The organism is Kribbella endophytica, assembly GCF_054781295.1.
In genome coordinates this window covers 2,864,744-2,881,229 of sequence record NZ_BAAGUR010000001.1, presented here as the reverse complement: position 1 = coordinate 2,881,229, position 16,486 = coordinate 2,864,744, and the positions used below count along the sequence as shown (strand labels likewise).

The window sequence follows — 16,486 nt, the reverse complement described above, 5'->3', positions numbered from 1 at the left end:
CTCAGCGGATCTCCGTGCGGGTGAGTGCCGGGTTGGGGTCCGGGTAGCACTTCACCGGCGACTTGATGGTGACGAACTTCCACTTGATCGTGGCCTGCAGCTCGAGCCCCGGATTGTCGAAGCTCGACCCCTGCAACTTGGTCTCGACCACTCCCGAGCGTCCCGCCTTCAGATGCACGGTCAACTGCGGCAGCTTGTACGACGCCCCACCCGCGATCGGCCCGGCCACCCTCAGCGTCGCCACCCCGTTCGAGGCCTGGATGGTCGGTGTGGAGTTCAACCCCGACCCACCCGAGAGCCAGGCCGACACGTACTGCGCATTGGCCGGAATCGGAATCCGCAGGGAGAGATCCCGAACCTCCTTCAACTTGAACCCCTTGACCTCACCCGGCAGCGAGCCCGGCTTGAGATCAACCACCACATAGAAATGAGCCCCAGGCCGCACAGTCCCCGGCGCCTTGGCCTCAGCCCCCTGCCGCAACGAAAGCTGATGCTGCCCGAACTTGGTGTCAGCCCGACACGCGTAACTAACCGCCGCCCCGGCAGCCTGTGCAGTCAATGGAACGAAGACCAACCCGACAACCATCACGGGAGCAAGGAACTTCCGTAGAGTAGTCATATGATTACTCTAAGCAGTCACCCGGTGGTTTGAGACCTGCCGTCTCAGCCAGTGGGCGGCCGTTCAACGCCCAGCCACGTACCAAGCCTCGCAGCAGCACCCGCGAACGCGGAGCCGGCGGGACGCGGGTCAGCGCCCGGCCACGTACCAAGCCCCCACGGCAGCTGCCGCGAACACCACCGGCACCAGCACCATGACGGCCAGGCCCCTCCACCGCTTTCCTCGCCGGCCGCGGCGGGACGTTCCGGCGACGTCACCCGGCGGGACAGCGGCGGCCAGCCCAGAGCCTGATCCGGTGGATGCGGCGGCAGGTTGGGTGGATGAGTTGGTGGCCGACTCGGTGGAGGCGGCTGAGCGTGACGACGGCGTACTGGGCGAACCGACTGTGGTGCTGATGGCGTCCTGGTCCCCAGCCGCCGTACGCAGAGACGCAAGCAGCGGCGCCTCCTGCTCCAACCGGTAGGCCTCCGCTTCCAACCGCTCGGCAAGCGTGTGCGCCTGAGGCCAGCGGTCACCCACGCGGTAGGCAAGCGCGCGGGCCAACAGCTCGTCGACCTGACCGATGGCGTCGTGCAGCAACGGATGGAGGCTCGGCGGATCCTGGTCGGGGTCTCGCCCGACGACATCGGTGATCGACGACGCCACGAAGGGAGCGCGCCCGGTGAGCAGGGCATAGGTGACAGCGCCCACGGCGTACACATCGGCACGCTCGTCGAAACCGCCGTCGCCTCGACCCTGTTCAGGCGCCATGTACGACGGCGTGCCGACCGCCTCGGTCAGCCCGGAGGCCTCGGCCGCACGCTTGGCGAGGCCCAGATCAGCGAGAACGATGCGATGCGTGCCACCACCCGACTCCTTGCCACCAGACGGCCGCAGCAACAGGTTGGCAGGCGTGATGTCCCGATGCACGACCCCCTCGGCATGCAGCGCGGCAACGGCCCGCGCGAGATCAGCACCCCACCAGAGCGCGTCCGCCGGATCGACCGGACCAGCAGCCAGTACGTCGGCCAGGGTCCCCCCGCTGACGTAGTCCATGACGAAGTACGGCCGCCCGTCCTCGAGCGCGCCAAGGTCGAAGACGCGGACCACGCGATCGCTGGCGATCCGGCGCATCAGCCGCGCCTCGGACAGGAACCGCTCGCGGACGTCCGCCCGCGAGGCCCAGTTGTCGGCGAGGACCTTCACCGCGACGTCGACATCGAGGTCGTCGTCGTACCCGCGCCAGACCGTCGCGAAAGCACCCGCGCCAACCTTCGACTGCAGGCGATACCTTCCGATGGCATCCATCACGACTATTGTCGGTGACAGAGAGGATCATGGCGAACACCTGGGGGAGCATGAACGACGAGCTCGAGGAGTTGGCGGTGCGCGCGGCGGGTGGGGACGAGGCTGCCCTGCCGGAGCTGCTGCAGGCGATCCGGCCGCAGGTTCAGCGTCGGGTGGCCAAGTTCCTGCCGCACCGGGAGGACGCCGAAGAGGCCGCGCAGGACACGCTGATGACGGTCGCCACCAAGATCCACACCTTCAAGGGCACCGGGACGTTCGCCGGCTGGCTGACGATCGTCGCGACGAACCAGGCCCGCCAGACCTACCGCACGCTCAAGCGGCGTTCGGTCGAGCAGTCGGCCGAGGTCATGCCGGAGTCGATCGACCCGCGGACGACCTCGGTGATCGCCGGTTCGCGCCTCGATCTGCTGGAGGCGCTGGAGCAGCTCGAGTCCCACCACCCGCAGCTCGTCCAGCCGCTCGTACTGCGCGATCTCGGCGCGCTCACGTACGCCGAGATCGCCGAAGAACTCCAGGTCCCGCTCGGCACCGTGAAGGCCCGCATCCACCAGGCCCGCAAGGAAGTAGCCCAGCGCCTCGGCAGCCGCTGACCCGGCGACTTCTTGCCGCAGACCTCTTCCACAGCCTTTCCGGCGCGGTTTTCGCACTAGCTTGCATCGCGAGCAGTTGGTTCAGAACTCAACCAGCTCGCCGTCAACTGGTACGGAAATCCTCGGAGGGGACCTTCATGAACGACCGTCAACTGACGCAGCGGGTCGCGGACCTGAGCGCGGGCTTCATCGTCTCGCAGGCGCTGTACGCCGTCGCGGAGCTGAACATCGCCACCCCGCTGGCCGCCGGTCCGCTGACCATCGGGCAACTGGCCGCGGCCACCGGCCTCGACGCCGGCCGACTCGAGCGCGTGATCCGGTTCCTCGAGCCGGTCGGCGTCTTCCGCCGCCAGGGTGACCTGATCGAGCTGGACGAGATCGGTACGACGATAGTCGAGGGCGGCGTCGGCTACGACATCGCCCGCTTCTGGGTCGGCACCCACTACCTGCCGCTGTCGGATCTGGTCGGCACCGTGAAGACCGGTGCCCATAGCAACTACTACGGCAAGCCGTTCTTCGACCACGTGGTCGAGTCGCCGGAGCGCATGCAGGTGATGAGCAACTTCATGGCCGGCTACGGCAACGCGCTGCGCGAAGGCACCTTCGACGCGTACGACCTGCCCGAGGGCCGCACGGTCGCCGACATCGGCGGCGCCGACGGCAACATCCTGCTGCAGCTGATCGGCCGCTCCCCCGAGCGTCAGGGCATCGTCTTCGACCTGCCCGGCGTCGTCGACGGGGCCGGCAAGCGGATCGCCGAGGCCGGTCTGGCCGACCGGGTCGCGGTCGTCGGCGGTGACTTCTTCGAGTCCGTGCCGGCGGCCGACCTCTACGTGATGTCGTACGTCCTGCACGACTGGAGCGACGAGCAGTGCGTGCGGATCCTGCGCACGATCGCCCAGGCGGCGCCGCCGAAGGCGCGGCTGGTCGTGTTCGAGGCCGTGCTGCCGGAAGACGGTACGACGCACCCGGCGGCGACGACCGACATGATCATGATGACGCTGCTCGGCGGCCGCGAGCGCACCGCGGACCAGTGGTACACGCTGCTCGCCGAGGGTGGGTTCCCCGTCGACCGGATCATCGACACCCCGTCCTCGCAGTCGATCATCGAGGCCACGCTGGCCTGAGGGCCCGTACGGCGAACCGCCGGCCGGAGACGCTGGAGTCTCCCGCCGGCGGTTCTCGTCATCCCCGGCCGCGGCCGGTCAGCCAAGCAGGTCTAGCGGGCCTTGAACTGCCGCGCCCCCGGATCCACCGTCGTCTGCTGAACCGCCGGCTGGGCCGCGACGCCCATCCACTTCTGCAGGATCGTCGTCGCCTCCACCCGCTGGGCGTCCGGCAACCCGCCGATGCTCGACCCGTGGTTCCCGGCCGGCTGGGTGTACCAGTGCGAGTCCCGCGTCCCCGGTCCCGGCGCGAACTTCTCCGCGCTCCACGGGTCGTTCTCGCCGTACACGAACAGCATCCGCCGCGCCTGCGTCTTCACCCAGAGGTCGACGTCGAGCATCGCGAACGGTTCGTGCCGCGGCTCGATGCTGTCCGGTACGGCGGCCGGCGCGTCACCGGCCTCGCGGTACCGCAGCAGGCCCTTCAGCCACGTCGTCTTGCTCGCGACGTCCGGCCAGTTGAGCTGCTGCGTCGCCTGGAAGTAGTACGGCAGGAAGCCGGCCGTGCCCTCGTCGGAGTAGAACGACCAGCCGGAGATCCGGTCGATGAAGTCGAACAGCTGCTGATCCGTCGCGGCCGCGGTCCCCGGGACGGAAGGGCAGCTCGCCTGCGTGTCGTACTGCCAGAAGGCGAACGGCGTGTCCAGTACGGCGGCCTCCAGCGCCCGGTCCGCCGAGCCGAAGGTGCTCTCGTAGGTCAGGTTGTTCGCGGCGGCGTACTCCTTCAGCTTCGCCAGCATCGCGGGCCGCCGGAGCAGGGTGTTGCGCTGCATGTTGCGCAGAGCGAGGTTGCACTGCGGGTCGGTCCCGGCCTTCTGGATGAACGAGACGTACGAGTCGACCTTGTTGATGACGTCCTGCGGGGCGACGTACGCGACCGTGGCGTCGACGTCGTTCGGGTAGAAGCGGCGGTGGTAGACCGAGGTCATGCCGCCCTTCGAGGCGCCGGTCGACACCCACTTGCCGCCGTACAGGGCCTTCTTGAACGCCTGGACGATGCGGTGGTGGTCGGTCGCGGCCTGCCAGATGTTCAGCTTCGACCAGTCCTGGCTGGCCGGCGTCGAGGTGTTGAAGAAGCGCTGCTCGACGTTCAGCTGGTTGCCGTCGACGAGCCGGGTCGGCTCCGACGTGAACGCGCCGCCGACCCCGCCGTACCCGGTGGTGTGCAGGACGGTTGGGCGGGCGAAGTCGCGGTGCCACAACGTGATGCGTTGCTCGAACTTCTCCCCGTTCGGCTTCTTGTGATCGGCCGGCTGCGTGTAGCGCAGCACGAAGAACGGTTTGCCGCTGATCACGGCGCTGCTCTCGATCCGCAGCCCCGGGATCGTCGCGAGCTTCGCGGCGACGTCGTCCAGGACGGCGGCCGAGGCCACCGCGGGCGTGAGCGAAGATCCGATCAGGGCGGCAACGAGTACTGCGACAACACTGGCAACGAACCGGCGCATGACGGCTCCTCTGCTGGGGGCGACAGCTCCAAAGACTAGGCCGGATCGCCTGTTACCGCGAGGTGTTCGTCCACAGGCTCAAGGCGTCAAACGTGCGTTTGAGATCGTCGGCCGCATCGGCAACCGCTCGCCGGATGCCGGGCGGGACGGTGTCGTCGGCAACAAGTGACTCAGCCCGTACGACGGTCCGCTCTTCCACCGCGAACCGCGGGAAGAACCGGCCCGCGGTCAGCCCGACCGCGATCCCCGCGCGGATCTTCGCGGTCCCCGCGATCTCGGCGAAGTAGCGGTCGACGTACGGCGCGGTCAGCTCGGCCTGCGACGGGTGCCAGAAGCCGGAGCACAGCGCGTACAGCTCGTTGACGCCGACCGTCGGGTCGGTCATCACGCGGTTCCAGGCGGCTTCCTTGCCGTCCGGCAACGCGGCGTGGCACTTGGCGGCGTGGATCGTGCCTTCGGTCGAGTGATCGCGGGCGAGCTCGGCGTCGATCTCGGCGGCGCCGAAGGCGTTGAGACGGACCAGCTGGAGTGTGAGGGCCCAGCGGAGATCGGCGTCGACCTCCAGACCGGCCGGACTACTTGAAGAATTGCCCGGCCTACTTGAGGAGTTGCCCGGCCTGCTCGAGGAGTTGCCCGGCCTGCTTGAGGAGTTGCCCGGCCTACTTGAAGAGTTGCCCGGCCTGTTCGAGGAGTCGCTGAGCCAGGTCTGGAGAAGATCGGCGTCGCTCGTCGTGGCGATCACGCCGCGCGCGATCGCGAGCTGCAGGCTGCTGCCGGGCGGGCAGGTCGCGAGGCGCTCGGTCAGCACGTCGGCGAGTTGCCCGCGGAACGGCTCGTACGGAAGGGCCCGGCCGAGCAGGCTGTCCTCGGCCCACCGCAGCAACGACCCGACCGCGATGTCGCTGTCCTCCGCGGGCAGCGCCGCGAGCAGAATCTCCAACGCCTGCTGGGGATTCAGGTCGCCGTCGGCCACCGAATCGCGGATGCTGTTCCAGATCACCGCCCGGGTGGTGCCGTCGGCAATCAGCGGGAGCACGCGCGGCAGCGCTTCGAGGCCGGCCGCGTCGAGCCGGATCTTCGCCCAGGTGTCGTCGCCGGAGTCCGGTACGACGAGCGCGGCCGACGGGTCCAGCGCAACGGCGACCTCGTCGGCGTCCAGCAGGACGTCGACCGACGTCGGCCGGCCCGCTTCGTCGTACGCGCCGACCTTCAGCCGGTGCGGCCGCTCGGCGTCGTCCGGTCGGGAACGGTGCAGTACGACGCCGTCCGCCGTACGGGTGACGCTGATCGTGTCCAGGCCCGACGTCCGTAGCCACTGCGCAGACCACTCCGCGAGCCCCACGGCGCCGGCCTCGGTGAGCTTCGCGACGAACTCCGGCAGGTCCGCGTTGCCGTACTCGTGCGCGGCCAGGTGCGCGGTCACGCCGCGCAGGAACACGTCGTCACCCAGGTACGCCGCCAACTGCTTCAGCACCGCCGCGCCCTTGGCGTACGAGATCCCGTCGAAGTCCTCGAGCGTCTCGCGCGCGTCCTTGACCGGATCGGACGCGACCGGGTGCGTCGACGAACGCTGGTCGGCCTGCAGGCCCCACCACTTGCGGACGTAGCCGAAGTCCTCCCAGTGCCCGCGGTGGTCGGTCACGTCGTGCGAGACGCGGTGCGCCATGTACTCCGCGAACGACTCGTTGAGCCACAGGTCGTTCCACCACTTCATCGTCACCAGGTCGCCGAACCACATGTGCGCCAGCTCGTGCACGAGGATCCGCGCGCGGGTGCTGCGCTCGGCGTCGGTCACCGCCGACCGGAAGACCAGGGTGTCGGCGACCGTGACGCAGCCCGGGTTCTCCATCGCGCCGAGGTTGAAGTCGGGCACGAAGACCTGGTGGTACTCGCCGAACGGGTAGCGGTAGCCGAACAGCCGGTGGTACTCGTCGAAGGCCTGCGCGGTCACCGTGAACAGGTCCTCGGCGTCGCGATCGAGGTGCGGCGCGAGCGACTGGCGGCAGCCGAGGCCGAGCGGGATTCCGTCGTACTCGGAACGGATGAGGTGGTACGGGCCGGCGACCAGCGTGACGAAGTACGTCGACAGCGGCTTGGTCTCGGCGATCTCCCACCGCCCTGGCGCGATCTCCTTGGCCGGTCCGTTGCCGAGCACGATCCACTCCGGCGGGACGGTCGCGGTGATCCGGTACGGCGCCTTGAGGTCAGGCTGGTCGAAGCACGCGAAGTACCGCGGCGCGGACTCCAGCGAGGACATCCCGTACAGATAGACCCGCCCGTCGGCAGCGTCCACCGACCGCTGCATCCCCTCGCCGTCGCGCGCGTACGCCATCACCGCGTCCACCACGAGCTCGTTCTCCCCCGCCAGCCCGGTCAGCGGCAACCGTCCGTCCTCTACCAGCCCCACCTCAACCGGTACGCCGTTGAGCTTGGCGGACAGCACCTCCCGAGCCTTCACATCCACCCAGGTCGCGCCACCCTTCGCCGCGAACCACACGGTCGACACAGCCCGAAACGTCTCGTCCCCACCCGTGAAGTCGAAGTCCAGCTGGTACCCCCGAACCTCCACCACCTCGGCCCGGCCACGCGCATCATCCACAGTCAGAGCAGGCATCCCCCGAACCTAGCAACCAAGAGGTCGCACCACACGCGACCCGACCCTCCGCGCACGGCTACGGCCACCGGCGGTGGAGGGCTCCCCCGAAAGCACCGCTCGCATTTGGTAGGTTAACCCACCAAATTGCCCCTTGGCCCACCGAAATTCGGTGGGCCAAGGGGCAACCTCACGGGTTGACCCACGAATGGCCGGCGGGACGGACGGGTGGCCCGGGGGGACGGACGGGGGCCGGGGGACGGGGGACGGGGGCCCGGCGGCTGTCGCAGGCGGCTAAGGGTGACGGCTAGGCCCGTGGGCCCAGGGGGTCCTCGTCGGCGGGTGGGGTCGGGGTACGGCGGGTGTCGCTGGTGAGGGAGCGTTCGGGGAGCCAGAGGACGAAGGTGCTGCCTACGCCTACCTCCGAATAGAGGGTGACCGAGCCGCCGTGGGACTCGGCGATCTGGCGGACGATGGCGAGGCCCAGGCCGGCTCGGCGTTGGCCTGTCGACGGGACTGTGGCGGGCGACTGGCGTTGGCCGGAGCGGAAGAAGCGGTCGAAGACTCGGTCGGCGTCCTCCTCGGCGATACCGGGGCCTTCGTCGCGGACGGCGATCCACGCCCAGCCGTTGCGGCTGCCTACGGCCAGGACCAGCTCGCTGCCGCCTCGGGCGAGGCGGACGGCGTTCGACAACAGATTGTCGACGGCTCGGCGCAGCGCCGACGCGTCACCGGCGGCGATTGGGCCAGGCGCCAGCCGGCGTACGAGGTGGATCTCTCGGTCAGCAGCGAGCAGCGCGTACTCCTCGGCGGCTTCACCAGCGATCGCGGCGAGGTCTACGTCCGCGTCAACGAAAGCAGGCGACGAACGGCGAGCGGAGGCCAGCAGATCCTCGACGAGCCGCGTCATCCGCTGGATCGCGCGCGACACGATCGCGGTCGCCTGCGCCCGGTCCTCAGCAGGCGTGTCGTCGTGCGCAAGTACGGCGTCGACGTTCGCCTGGATCACCGCCAGCGGATTGCGCAGCTCGTGCGACGCGTCGTCGACGAGCTGCCGCTGGGCGACGAACGCCGACTCCAGCCGGACCAGCATGTCGTCGACCGTGTCGGCCAGGTTGCGCAGCTCGTCACGCGGACCACTCAACGCGATCCGCCGGGAGAGATCGGTCGCGGAGATGTCCTTCGCGGTCGCCGTGATCGCGCGGACCGGCCGCAGCGCGCGACCCGACAACCACCAGCCGGTGCCGAGGCTGACCAGGAACAGCACGCCCATCCCCGCCGCGGAGTAGTTCCGCAGCGTCTGCAGGGTCTGGTAGTTCACCGCCGACTGGATGCTGGAGATCTCCGCGGCCTGGATCACGTACCCGGGCTTGAGCTTGATCTCGTCGTGGTCGTAGATGACCTTCTTGACCGTGATCGGGTCGAGCGGCTTGGGATCCAGGTACGCGGACAGCGCGAAGTACAGGCCCCCGAGCAGCAATGCCGACAGCGCGATCAGCACGGCGGAGTACGCCAGCGTGAGCCGGAAGCGGATCGTCTGCGCCCAACCGGGCAGCCTCGACGTCATCCCGGGCCGGAAGAGCTTCATGTCTCACCTCGTAGCCGGTAGCCCCGGCCGATCACCGTTTCCAGCAAGGGGTCCTCGCCCTCCTGGGTGAGCTTGCGCCGCAGCGTCCCGACGGTCACGCGCACGCTCTGCGTGAACGGATCCGCGTTCTCGTCCCACACATGCTCGAGCAACTCCTCGGCCGACACGACATGCCCAGGCCGCGACATCAGGTACCGCAGTACGCCGAACTCCTTCAGCGTCAACGGCAGCTCCCGGCCGGCTCGCGTCGCCAGGTGCCGCGCCGAGTCCAGTACGAGGTCGCCGACGTGCAACTGCGTCGACCCGTTCGTCACGTCGCGCCGCAGCAGCGCGCGGATCCGCGCGAGCAGCTCGACCAGCGCGAACGGCTTCGTCAGGTAGTCGTCGGCGCCCTCGTCCAGCCCGCGCACCCGATCGGCCAGCGACGCCCGCGCGGTCAGCATCAGCACCCGCAGCTCGCGCCCCGACGCCACCTCGATCTCGCCCCGCCGTACCGCACGGCACAGGTCGAGGCCGTTGGTGTCGGGCAGCGTGATGTCCAGGATCGCCAGGTCGTACGCCGTGGTCGCCAGCTTCTCGACTGCCTCGGCACCGGTCATCGCCGTGTCCACGGCGTAGCCGGCCCGGCCGAGTCCCGAGCGCAGAGCGCTGACCAGGCCTTCCTCGTCCTCCACCACCAGTAGTCGCACAAGCCAAAGGTAACGGCGATCGCGGCGTGCTCCGGGATGCGCTTTCGGTCGCCTTTCGTTCGGCTTTCCGGTCGTTTTCGCAGGCGGGTGATGAATTGGTCGCACGATCCGATCAGAAGGAGTCACAGATGAACTTCCCCGGAAAGCGTGTCCTGCTCGGCAGCGCGGTCGCCGTCGCGGCCCTCGGCGTCGGTGGTTTCGCGTACGCCGCCGGCAACGACCCGGTGCCGTCCCAGGGGTACGTGACCGTCGAGGACGGCGCGACCACCCCGTCGCCGGGCACCGGCCAGGGCACCGAGGGTCAGACCCGCGACGGCCGCGACTGCCCCGAGAAGTCCGGGCAGGGCCAGGCCCAGCCGGAGCAGAGCCAGGGCCAGCCCTCCCAGCCCGAGCAGACCCAGCCGGAGCAGACCGACCCCCAGGGCAACGCATGACCGCAGTACTGGAGCGCGCCCTCTTCGAGGTGAAGCGGGTCGTGGTCGGCCAGGACCAGCTGGTCGAGCGGATGCTGGTGGGCCTGCTGGCCCGCGGGCACTGCCTGCTCGAAGGCGTCCCGGGCGTCGCCAAGACGCTCGCCGTCCGGACCCTGGCGGAGGTGATCGGCGGCCGGTTCGCCCGGCTGCAGTTCACCCCCGACCTGGTCCCCGGCGACATCGTCGGGACCCGGATCTGGCGGCCGTCGGCGGAAGGGTTCGACACCGAGCTCGGCCCGATCTTCGCCCACCTGGTGCTCGCCGACGAGATCAACCGGGCCCCGGCCAAGGTGCAGTCGGCGTTGCTGGAGGCGATGGCCGAGCAGCAGGTCAGCATCGGCGGGGTCAGCTACCCGTTGCCGGAGCCGTTCCTGGTGCTGGCGACGCAGAACCCGATCGAGTCCGAGGGCGTCTACGCGTTGCCCGAGGCGCAGCGGGACCGGTTCCTGCTGAAGATCACCGTCGACTACCCGACCCCGATGGAGGAGCTCACGATCCTGCAGCGGATGAGCTCGCACCGGCCGCACGCGAACGCCGTGCTGACGCCGGACATGGTCCGTGAGTTGCAGGAGGCAACGGAAGACGTCTTCGTGCACAACGCGGTCGCCGAGTACGTCGTACGGCTGGTGCACGCGACGCGGGAGCCGCAGCAGTACGGGATCAACGATCTCGGTGGGGTGCTGGAGTTCGGGGTGAGCCCGCGGGCGACGCTCGGACTGGTCGCCGCCGGTCGGGCGCTCGCGTTGCTGCGCGGGCGGGACTACGTGCTGCCGGCCGACGTGTACGACGTCGCGCACGACGTGATGGCGCACCGGCTCGTGCTGACCTTCGACGCGCTCGCCGACGGAGTCGATCCCCGGGCGGTCGTCTCGCGGGTGCTGCACGCGGTCGAGCAGCCGCACGTCGTACCGGCTGATGACGGGCCGGGGATCAACGCGGTGCAGGGCTTCGACGCCAGTGGTGGAACCGCGGCATGACAGGTCCCGATCTGTTGGCCGGGCGCGAGCGGGCGCTGCGCACGCTCGAGCTCTCCGTGAAGCGGAAGCTGGAAGGCTTTCTGCACGGCGAGATCACGGGTTTGCTCAGCGGTCCGGGCAGTGAGCCGAACGAGGCGCGGCCGTACCAGGCCGGGCAGGACGACGTCCGGCGGATGGACTGGAACGTGACCGCCCGCTCGCTCGAACCGCACGTCCGGGCGCCGCTCGCCGAGCGCGAGCTGGAGACCTGGGCGCTGATCGACGCGTCGGCCAGCATGGACTTCGGTACGGCGCTGAGCGAGAAGCGCGACCTCGCGATCGCTGTTGTCGGCGCGGTCGGTCTGCTGGCCGACCGCCCCGGCAACACGCTCGGGGTCCGGGTAGCCCTGGGCAACCAAGTCCGGAGGATCCCGGCCGTCGGTGGATCGGCGGCTCTGCGTCGCACGTTCCGCACGCTCTTGTCGTTGCCCAGAGCAACACCAGGCGAGCACCCGGAGACGGATCTCGCCACAGCCATCACAAGACTCAACCGGGAGCACCCCAGACCAGGTCTCCGAGTAGTTGTCTCCGATTTTCACAGTATTGATTGGGGAGACGCACTCAGGAGATTGAGCGCTCGGCACGAGGTGATTGCTGTTGAGGTGCTTGATCCTCGGGAGCTCAAGCTTCCCGAAGTGGGACTGCTGACCGTGGTGGATCCCGAGACGGGCCGGCGGCGGGAAGTGCAGACGTCCAGCAAGAAACTGCGGCGGCGGTACGCCGACGCGATGGAGGCGCACCGGGAGCGCACCGCGCAGGCGATCCGTGCCTCGGGAGCGGCGCACCTCGTGCTGCGGACCGACACCGACTGGGTGCGGGACGTCGCCGCGTTCGCCTCCGCCCGCAAGCGGGCCGCCGCCCGCCGAACCCCTCGAGGGAGGACCGGTATCCGATGAGATTCGAGCAACCCCTGTGGCTGTGGCTGCTGCTGGTCGCGGCCGCCCTGGTCGTCGCGTACGTGATCGCCCAGCGCCGCCGCAGCCAGTACGCCGTCCGCTTCGCCACCCTGCCGATGCTGGACAAGGTCGCCCCCAAGCGGCCCGGCTGGCGCCGGCACGCGCCGGCGTTCGCGTTCCTGGCCGCGATCGTCGTGCTGACCATCGCGATCGCCCGCCCGGTCACCGACGTCCGGGTGCCCCGCGAACGCGCGACGGTCGTGGTCGCGATGGACATCAGCAACTCGATGGCCGCGACCGACGTCTCGCCGGACCGGTTCAGCGTCGCCAAGGAGGCCGCGACCCAGTTCGTCCGCGACCTGCCCGAGCAGTTCAACGTCGGCCTGGTCTCGTTCGCCCGGACCGCGACCGTGGTCGCGCCGCCGAGCACCAACCACCAGGCCACCGTCGACGCGATCGAGCAGCTCACGCTGTCCGACAGCACGGCGATCGGCGAGGCCGTCCTGACCAGCCTGCAAGCGGTTCGCTCGCTGGACAGCCAGGCGGCCGAGGACCTGCCGCCGGCCCGGATCGTGCTGCTGTCCGACGGCGGCAACACCGCCGGACGGCCGATCGACGAAGCCGCCCAGGAGGCGACGCAGGCCGGCGTACCGGTCTCGACGATCGCGTACGGCACGCCCGAAGGCACGATCGACCTCGAAGGCCGGTCCATCCCGGTCCCCGCCGACGCCGAGTCCCTGCAGGGACTGGCCGAGGCCACCAGCGGTTCCTTCTACGCCGCCGAGAGCGACGAGGAACTGCGCGACGTGTACTCCGACCTCCAGTCGTCCATCGGCTGGACCACCGAGCCACGCGAGATCACCAACCTGGTGGCGGGAATCGCCCTGGCCGCGGCGCTGCTGGCCGGGCTGGCGTCGCTGCTGTGGTTCTCGCGGCTCCCGTGAGCACCAAGGAGCACTTGTGAGTCCTCATCTGGGTCACCCCTTCCGCGGGCCGCACTACCAGTCCGGTCCCCCACCGGCCGCCCCGCCACCTTCGGAGCAGCAGGCGGCCTTCCCGTTCCCCGTCACCCCGGCCTCCGCCCCGCCGGCTCCCCCCTCTCCGGCTGCGGCACCTCAGGCCGGGGTGACGGACAAGCCGGTACGCCGTACCGGCCGCACGCTCGCCGCCGGGATCGCGCTGTCGATCCTGGCCGGCGGGCTGGCCGGTGCGGTGACCGGCGGGTGGGGCGACGACACTCCACCGGCCGCGACCGCACAGTTGCCGCAGGCATCGGCTCCTTCCGCGGGCGGCGGCGGCGGTCCGTCGATCGCGTCGGCGGCCGAGAGCGTGCTGCCCGGCGTGGTGTCGGTCCGGGCCGGGCGGGCGACCGGTTCGGGCTTCGCGATCGATTCCGAAGGCCACGTGGTGACGAACGCGCACGTGGTGGAAGGAGCCAGCGATGTGTCGATCGTGCTGTCGAACGGGCGGACGCTGGACACCGAGATCATCGGCGTCGACGCGGACAACGACCTCGCGGTCCTGCAGGTCTCCGGGAACGCGTCGAGCTCGGGACTGCGGTCGCTCCCGCTCGGCCGGTCCGCGGAGCTGAAGGTCGGCGACCCGGTGCTCGCCGTCGGGTCACCGCTCGGGCTCGAAGGGACCGTGACGGCGGGCATCGTCAGCGCGGTCAACCGGCAGGCGCGGTTCGGGGACAGCGGCGCGCGGCAGACGGCGATCCAGACCGACGCGGCGATCAACCCGGGGAACTCGGGCGGCCCGCTGGTCAACGCCGCCGGTCAGGTGGTCGGCGTGAACACCGCGATCGCGACCCTCGGCAGCTCCAGCCGGTCGGGCAACATCGGCATCGGCTTCGCGATCCCGGTCGACCGGATGACGACGATCGTTCGCGGGCTGATCGACTGATCGTCTGCTTCACTGGACGACAGACGCCTCGGCCCGCCGCGGATTCCATGCCACGCGGCGGGCCGAGGCTTTTTGTCCAGAGGTGACGGTGCTTAAGGGTGGAAGGGCGGCCGGCGGTAGATCGCGCCCGGCGCCCAGAACGGGCCGATCTCGTAGTACTCGTACAGCCCGCTGAAGTAGTCCGGGGCGTCGGTCAGCTCCGGGTCGTACGCCGGGGCACCGACAACCGTCGCCTGGTCACGGTCGATCACGACCTGGTCGTCGTCGACCGAACGCACCAGCTCGACCGGCACGAGCCGGGACTCCTTGCCCAGCCCGAGGAAGCCACCGTCAACGACCTCGAGCAGCCGGATCTTCGCCTCGTCGTGGTCGAGGAACAGACCGTCCACCTTGCCGACCTTCTCGCCGGCGGCGTCCACCACGGTCCGACCCCGGATGTCGTCGCCCGGGTCGGCCAGCACCAGATCGGTGGACCCCAGCTTCACCAGCGATACCTGCGACTGCTCAGTCATCGTCGTTCTCCCTTCCACCGACCTGGTAGCCGAAAGAACCCCTGGTCAAACGGTCGCTTGTCTCCGCAGTACGCCGGACACCGGCGCCGGCCCCGAATCGGCATCGAGATGCCGCCGCACCCAGTCGTCCAGGTCGAAGGCCGCCTCCGCCGGATCGCACAGCAGGTGCTCCCGCCACCAGTCCCCGGCACCGCCACCCGCCGGATCCCCGCGCTCCGGGTCCCCGCGCTCCGGGTCCCCGCGCTCCGGGTCCCCGCGCTCCGGGTCCCCGCGCTCCGGGTCCCCGCGCTCCGGGTCCCCGCGCCCCGCGCGGAGCGCGGGCGCGTGCTGGGCGCGGACGGACTGCTCGGATCGGCCGAGGGCAGCGGCGATCTCTTGCCAGCTGCTCCCCCGGAGCCTGGCGAGCGCGATCACCGACTCGACGTACCGATCGGTCGCCTGCAGGACCGCGCGGGCGGCGCCGAGTTCCTCGGCTGCCGCGGGAACAGCAGCTCCGGCGGTTTCCGCGAGCTGGCAGGCCTCGTACGACAGTGCGACGCGTGCCACGGCCTCTTCCATGTCTCGAGCATCAAGGCCCGGGGCGACCGGCACAATGCGGGATTCCCGCAGTCAGCCTCTGTCCAGGGCATAGGCTGAGCTCATGCGCTACGACCTCGAGGACCTCCGGCTCTTCGTCCACGTCGTGACCGAAGGGTCCATCACGGCAGGCGCCCGGCGGATGCACTTGAGCCTCCCGTCGGCCAGCGCCCGGGTTCGCGCGCTCGAGGCGCAGGCCGGTCTGCCTCTGTTGATCCGCGAACGCAGGGGAATCCGCCCGACTCCGGCCGGCAGCACGCTGGCCCGGCACGCGGAGGCGGTGCTCGCCGAGACCATCCGCCTCGACAGCGCTCTCGCGAGCTACACAGCGGCGCCGCGCAGGCCCGTCGTACTCGTCGCTGGTGCTTCCGGGATGCACCGGATCGTCCCGCTCGCGCTGACGACGTTCCTGCGGGCTTATCCCGAGTACGACGTCTCCGTCTCCGAGCAACGGACCCCGGAGAGCCTCCGCATGCTCGCGGAGGGCGAGGCCGACCTGGGCATCGTCCTGCACGACGAGGCCGAGGACGCCGACCTCCGACTCGAACCGCTCAGCGAGGACCACCTGGTGGTGATCGGCCAAGCAGGCGGCGTACTCACCGGCCGGACCGGCATGACGTACCGCGAGGCCGCCGAACACCCGATGGTCGGCCTCTCCCTCGACTCGTCCCTGCGCCAGTGGATCGACCGCCACCTCCCGGCCAACGCACCCGTCCCCCGCTACCGCACACTCGTCCCCGACCTCCACACACTGATCGCCCTGGCGACCTCCGGCGCAGGCCTCGCCATCACCCCACGCCGGGCGGTCACGGCGAGCCCCGACCTGGACATCTGCCCACTGACAGACCCCTGGTCCCTACGCCGCCACCTCCTGGCCCACGGCACCCGCCGCCCAGCCTCCCGCCGAGCAACAGACGCCTTGGCCAACCACATCCGAGCGACGTCAGCCAGCTGACCAGCACCGGCGACTGCGCCGGGGCGTCCTTCGAGAAGAACCCGGCAAAGCCCGGTACGCCGGCGAGCGCCGCTGCTGCCATCACCGCCGCCTTGACCGTCGCAGCACCCGATAGCCCGGCAGCGTGCCGCGGGCGCGGCGCGCAACACCCGCTCCCGGCCCCTCTCCCCCAAGTA

At 70.0% G+C, this 16,486-nt stretch carries 16 protein-coding genes; 8 read left to right on the top strand and 8 right to left on the bottom strand.

Going from position 1 to position 16,486, the window contains the following annotated elements:
- Position 1: 1 nt before the first annotated feature.
- Both ACYVIO_RS13755 and ACYVIO_RS13750 read right to left on the bottom strand, forming a co-directional pair.
- The gene (locus tag ACYVIO_RS13755; protein WP_460651115.1) at positions 2-418 is read right to left on the bottom strand and encodes a hypothetical protein; all 417 of its coding nucleotides are present in this window, start codon (positions 416-418) and stop codon (positions 2-4) included.
- A gap of 330 nt (positions 419-748) precedes the next feature.
- A complete protein-coding gene (locus ACYVIO_RS13750) occupies positions 749-1,906 on the bottom strand; it encodes a serine/threonine-protein kinase (RefSeq protein WP_460651114.1) in 1,158 nt (385 codons plus the stop codon).
- A gap of 14 nt (positions 1,907-1,920) precedes the next feature.
- Between ACYVIO_RS13750 and ACYVIO_RS13745 the strand changes: the two genes are divergently transcribed.
- Both ACYVIO_RS13745 and ACYVIO_RS13740 read left to right on the top strand, forming a co-directional pair.
- Entirely contained in the window at positions 1,921-2,496 is a 576-nt protein-coding gene (locus ACYVIO_RS13745; RefSeq protein WP_460651113.1) for an RNA polymerase sigma factor, read from the top strand.
- A 137-nt stretch (positions 2,497-2,633) separates the two neighbouring features.
- Positions 2,634-3,623, top strand: a complete 990-nt coding sequence (locus ACYVIO_RS13740; protein ID WP_460651112.1) for a methyltransferase — start codon at positions 2,634-2,636, stop codon at positions 3,621-3,623.
- A gap of 92 nt (positions 3,624-3,715) precedes the next feature.
- Here ACYVIO_RS13740 and ACYVIO_RS13735 read toward each other — a convergent pair whose 3' ends face one another.
- The 4 genes from ACYVIO_RS13735 to ACYVIO_RS13720 form a co-directional block, all read right to left on the bottom strand.
- Positions 3,716-5,107 (bottom strand): S28 family serine protease, encoded by a 1,392-nt coding sequence (locus tag ACYVIO_RS13735; RefSeq protein WP_460651111.1) that lies wholly within the window; start codon positions 5,105-5,107, stop codon positions 3,716-3,718.
- Between the two features lie 52 nt (positions 5,108-5,159).
- Positions 5,160-7,721, bottom strand: a complete 2,562-nt coding sequence (gene pepN / locus ACYVIO_RS13730) for an aminopeptidase N (RefSeq protein WP_460651110.1) — start codon at positions 7,719-7,721, stop codon at positions 5,160-5,162.
- Between the two features lie 286 nt (positions 7,722-8,007).
- The gene (locus tag ACYVIO_RS13725; RefSeq protein ID WP_460651109.1) at positions 8,008-9,288 is read right to left on the bottom strand and encodes a sensor histidine kinase; all 1,281 of its coding nucleotides are present in this window, start codon (positions 9,286-9,288) and stop codon (positions 8,008-8,010) included.
- The gene (locus tag ACYVIO_RS13720; protein WP_460651108.1) at positions 9,285-9,977 is read right to left on the bottom strand and encodes a response regulator transcription factor; all 693 of its coding nucleotides are present in this window, start codon (positions 9,975-9,977) and stop codon (positions 9,285-9,287) included. Before ACYVIO_RS13720 ends, ACYVIO_RS13725 begins: the two co-directional genes overlap by 4 nt.
- A gap of 128 nt (positions 9,978-10,105) precedes the next feature.
- Between ACYVIO_RS13720 and ACYVIO_RS13715 the strand changes: the two genes are divergently transcribed.
- The 5 genes from ACYVIO_RS13715 to ACYVIO_RS13695 are packed head-to-tail and all read left to right on the top strand — an operon-like array spanning position 10,106 to position 14,267.
- Positions 10,106-10,411, top strand: coding sequence for a hypothetical protein (locus tag ACYVIO_RS13715; RefSeq protein WP_460651107.1), 306 nt, complete (start codon positions 10,106-10,108; stop codon positions 10,409-10,411).
- On the top strand, positions 10,408-11,427 hold the full coding sequence (locus ACYVIO_RS13710; protein WP_460651106.1) for an AAA family ATPase: 1,020 nt from the start codon (positions 10,408-10,410) through the stop codon (positions 11,425-11,427). The genes ACYVIO_RS13715 and ACYVIO_RS13710 overlap by 4 nt, the downstream gene beginning before the upstream one ends.
- A complete protein-coding gene (locus tag ACYVIO_RS13705; RefSeq protein WP_460651105.1) occupies positions 11,424-12,362 on the top strand; it encodes a DUF58 domain-containing protein in 939 nt (312 codons plus the stop codon). The genes ACYVIO_RS13710 and ACYVIO_RS13705 overlap by 4 nt, the downstream gene beginning before the upstream one ends.
- Positions 12,359-13,306, top strand: a complete 948-nt coding sequence (locus ACYVIO_RS13700; RefSeq protein WP_460651104.1) for a VWA domain-containing protein — start codon at positions 12,359-12,361, stop codon at positions 13,304-13,306. Before ACYVIO_RS13705 ends, ACYVIO_RS13700 begins: the two co-directional genes overlap by 4 nt.
- A 16-nt stretch (positions 13,307-13,322) precedes the next feature.
- Positions 13,323-14,267: a S1C family serine protease gene (locus ACYVIO_RS13695; protein WP_460651103.1), complete on the top strand. Its 945-nt coding sequence runs from the start codon at positions 13,323-13,325 to the stop codon at positions 14,265-14,267.
- Between the two features lie 92 nt (positions 14,268-14,359).
- Here ACYVIO_RS13695 and ACYVIO_RS13690 read toward each other — a convergent pair whose 3' ends face one another.
- Positions 14,360-14,779, bottom strand: coding sequence for a PRC-barrel domain-containing protein (locus ACYVIO_RS13690; RefSeq protein WP_460651102.1), 420 nt, complete (start codon positions 14,777-14,779; stop codon positions 14,360-14,362).
- 45 nt (positions 14,780-14,824) lie between these two features.
- A complete protein-coding gene (locus tag ACYVIO_RS13685; protein ID WP_460651101.1) occupies positions 14,825-15,337 on the bottom strand; it encodes a hypothetical protein in 513 nt (170 codons plus the stop codon).
- Between the two features lie 82 nt (positions 15,338-15,419).
- Between ACYVIO_RS13685 and ACYVIO_RS13680 the strand changes: the two genes are divergently transcribed.
- Positions 15,420-16,310: a LysR family transcriptional regulator gene (locus ACYVIO_RS13680; RefSeq protein ID WP_460651100.1), complete on the top strand. Its 891-nt coding sequence runs from the start codon at positions 15,420-15,422 to the stop codon at positions 16,308-16,310.
- Positions 16,311-16,486: the final 176 nt, after the last annotated feature.

Excerpts from the sequence above, each read along its gene's own strand:
- ACYVIO_RS13750 (WP_460651114.1), bottom strand. The coding sequence starts at position 1,906 with ATGGATGCCATCGGAAGGTATCGCCTGCAGTCGAAGGTTGGCGCGGGT.
- ACYVIO_RS13740 (WP_460651112.1), top strand. The coding sequence starts at position 2,634 with ATGAACGACCGTCAACTGACGCAGCGGGTCGCGGACCTGAGCGCGGGC.
- ACYVIO_RS13735 (WP_460651111.1), bottom strand. The coding sequence starts at position 5,107 with ATGCGCCGGTTCGTTGCCAGTGTTGTCGCAGTACTCGTTGCCGCCCTG.
- pepN (WP_460651110.1), bottom strand. The coding sequence starts at position 7,721 with ATGCCTGCTCTGACTGTGGATGATGCGCGTGGCCGGGCCGAGGTGGTG.
- ACYVIO_RS13725 (WP_460651109.1), bottom strand. The coding sequence starts at position 9,288 with ATGAAGCTCTTCCGGCCCGGGATGACGTCGAGGCTGCCCGGTTGGGCG.
- ACYVIO_RS13715 (WP_460651107.1), top strand. The coding sequence starts at position 10,106 with ATGAACTTCCCCGGAAAGCGTGTCCTGCTCGGCAGCGCGGTCGCCGTC.
- ACYVIO_RS13710 (WP_460651106.1), top strand. The coding sequence starts at position 10,408 with ATGACCGCAGTACTGGAGCGCGCCCTCTTCGAGGTGAAGCGGGTCGTG.
- ACYVIO_RS13705 (WP_460651105.1), top strand. The coding sequence starts at position 11,424 with ATGACAGGTCCCGATCTGTTGGCCGGGCGCGAGCGGGCGCTGCGCACG.
- ACYVIO_RS13700 (WP_460651104.1), top strand. The coding sequence starts at position 12,359 with ATGAGATTCGAGCAACCCCTGTGGCTGTGGCTGCTGCTGGTCGCGGCC.
- ACYVIO_RS13690 (WP_460651102.1), bottom strand. The coding sequence starts at position 14,779 with ATGACTGAGCAGTCGCAGGTATCGCTGGTGAAGCTGGGGTCCACCGAT.
- ACYVIO_RS13685 (WP_460651101.1), bottom strand. The coding sequence starts at position 15,337 with ATGGAAGAGGCCGTGGCACGCGTCGCACTGTCGTACGAGGCCTGCCAG.
- ACYVIO_RS13680 (WP_460651100.1), top strand. The coding sequence starts at position 15,420 with ATGCGCTACGACCTCGAGGACCTCCGGCTCTTCGTCCACGTCGTGACC.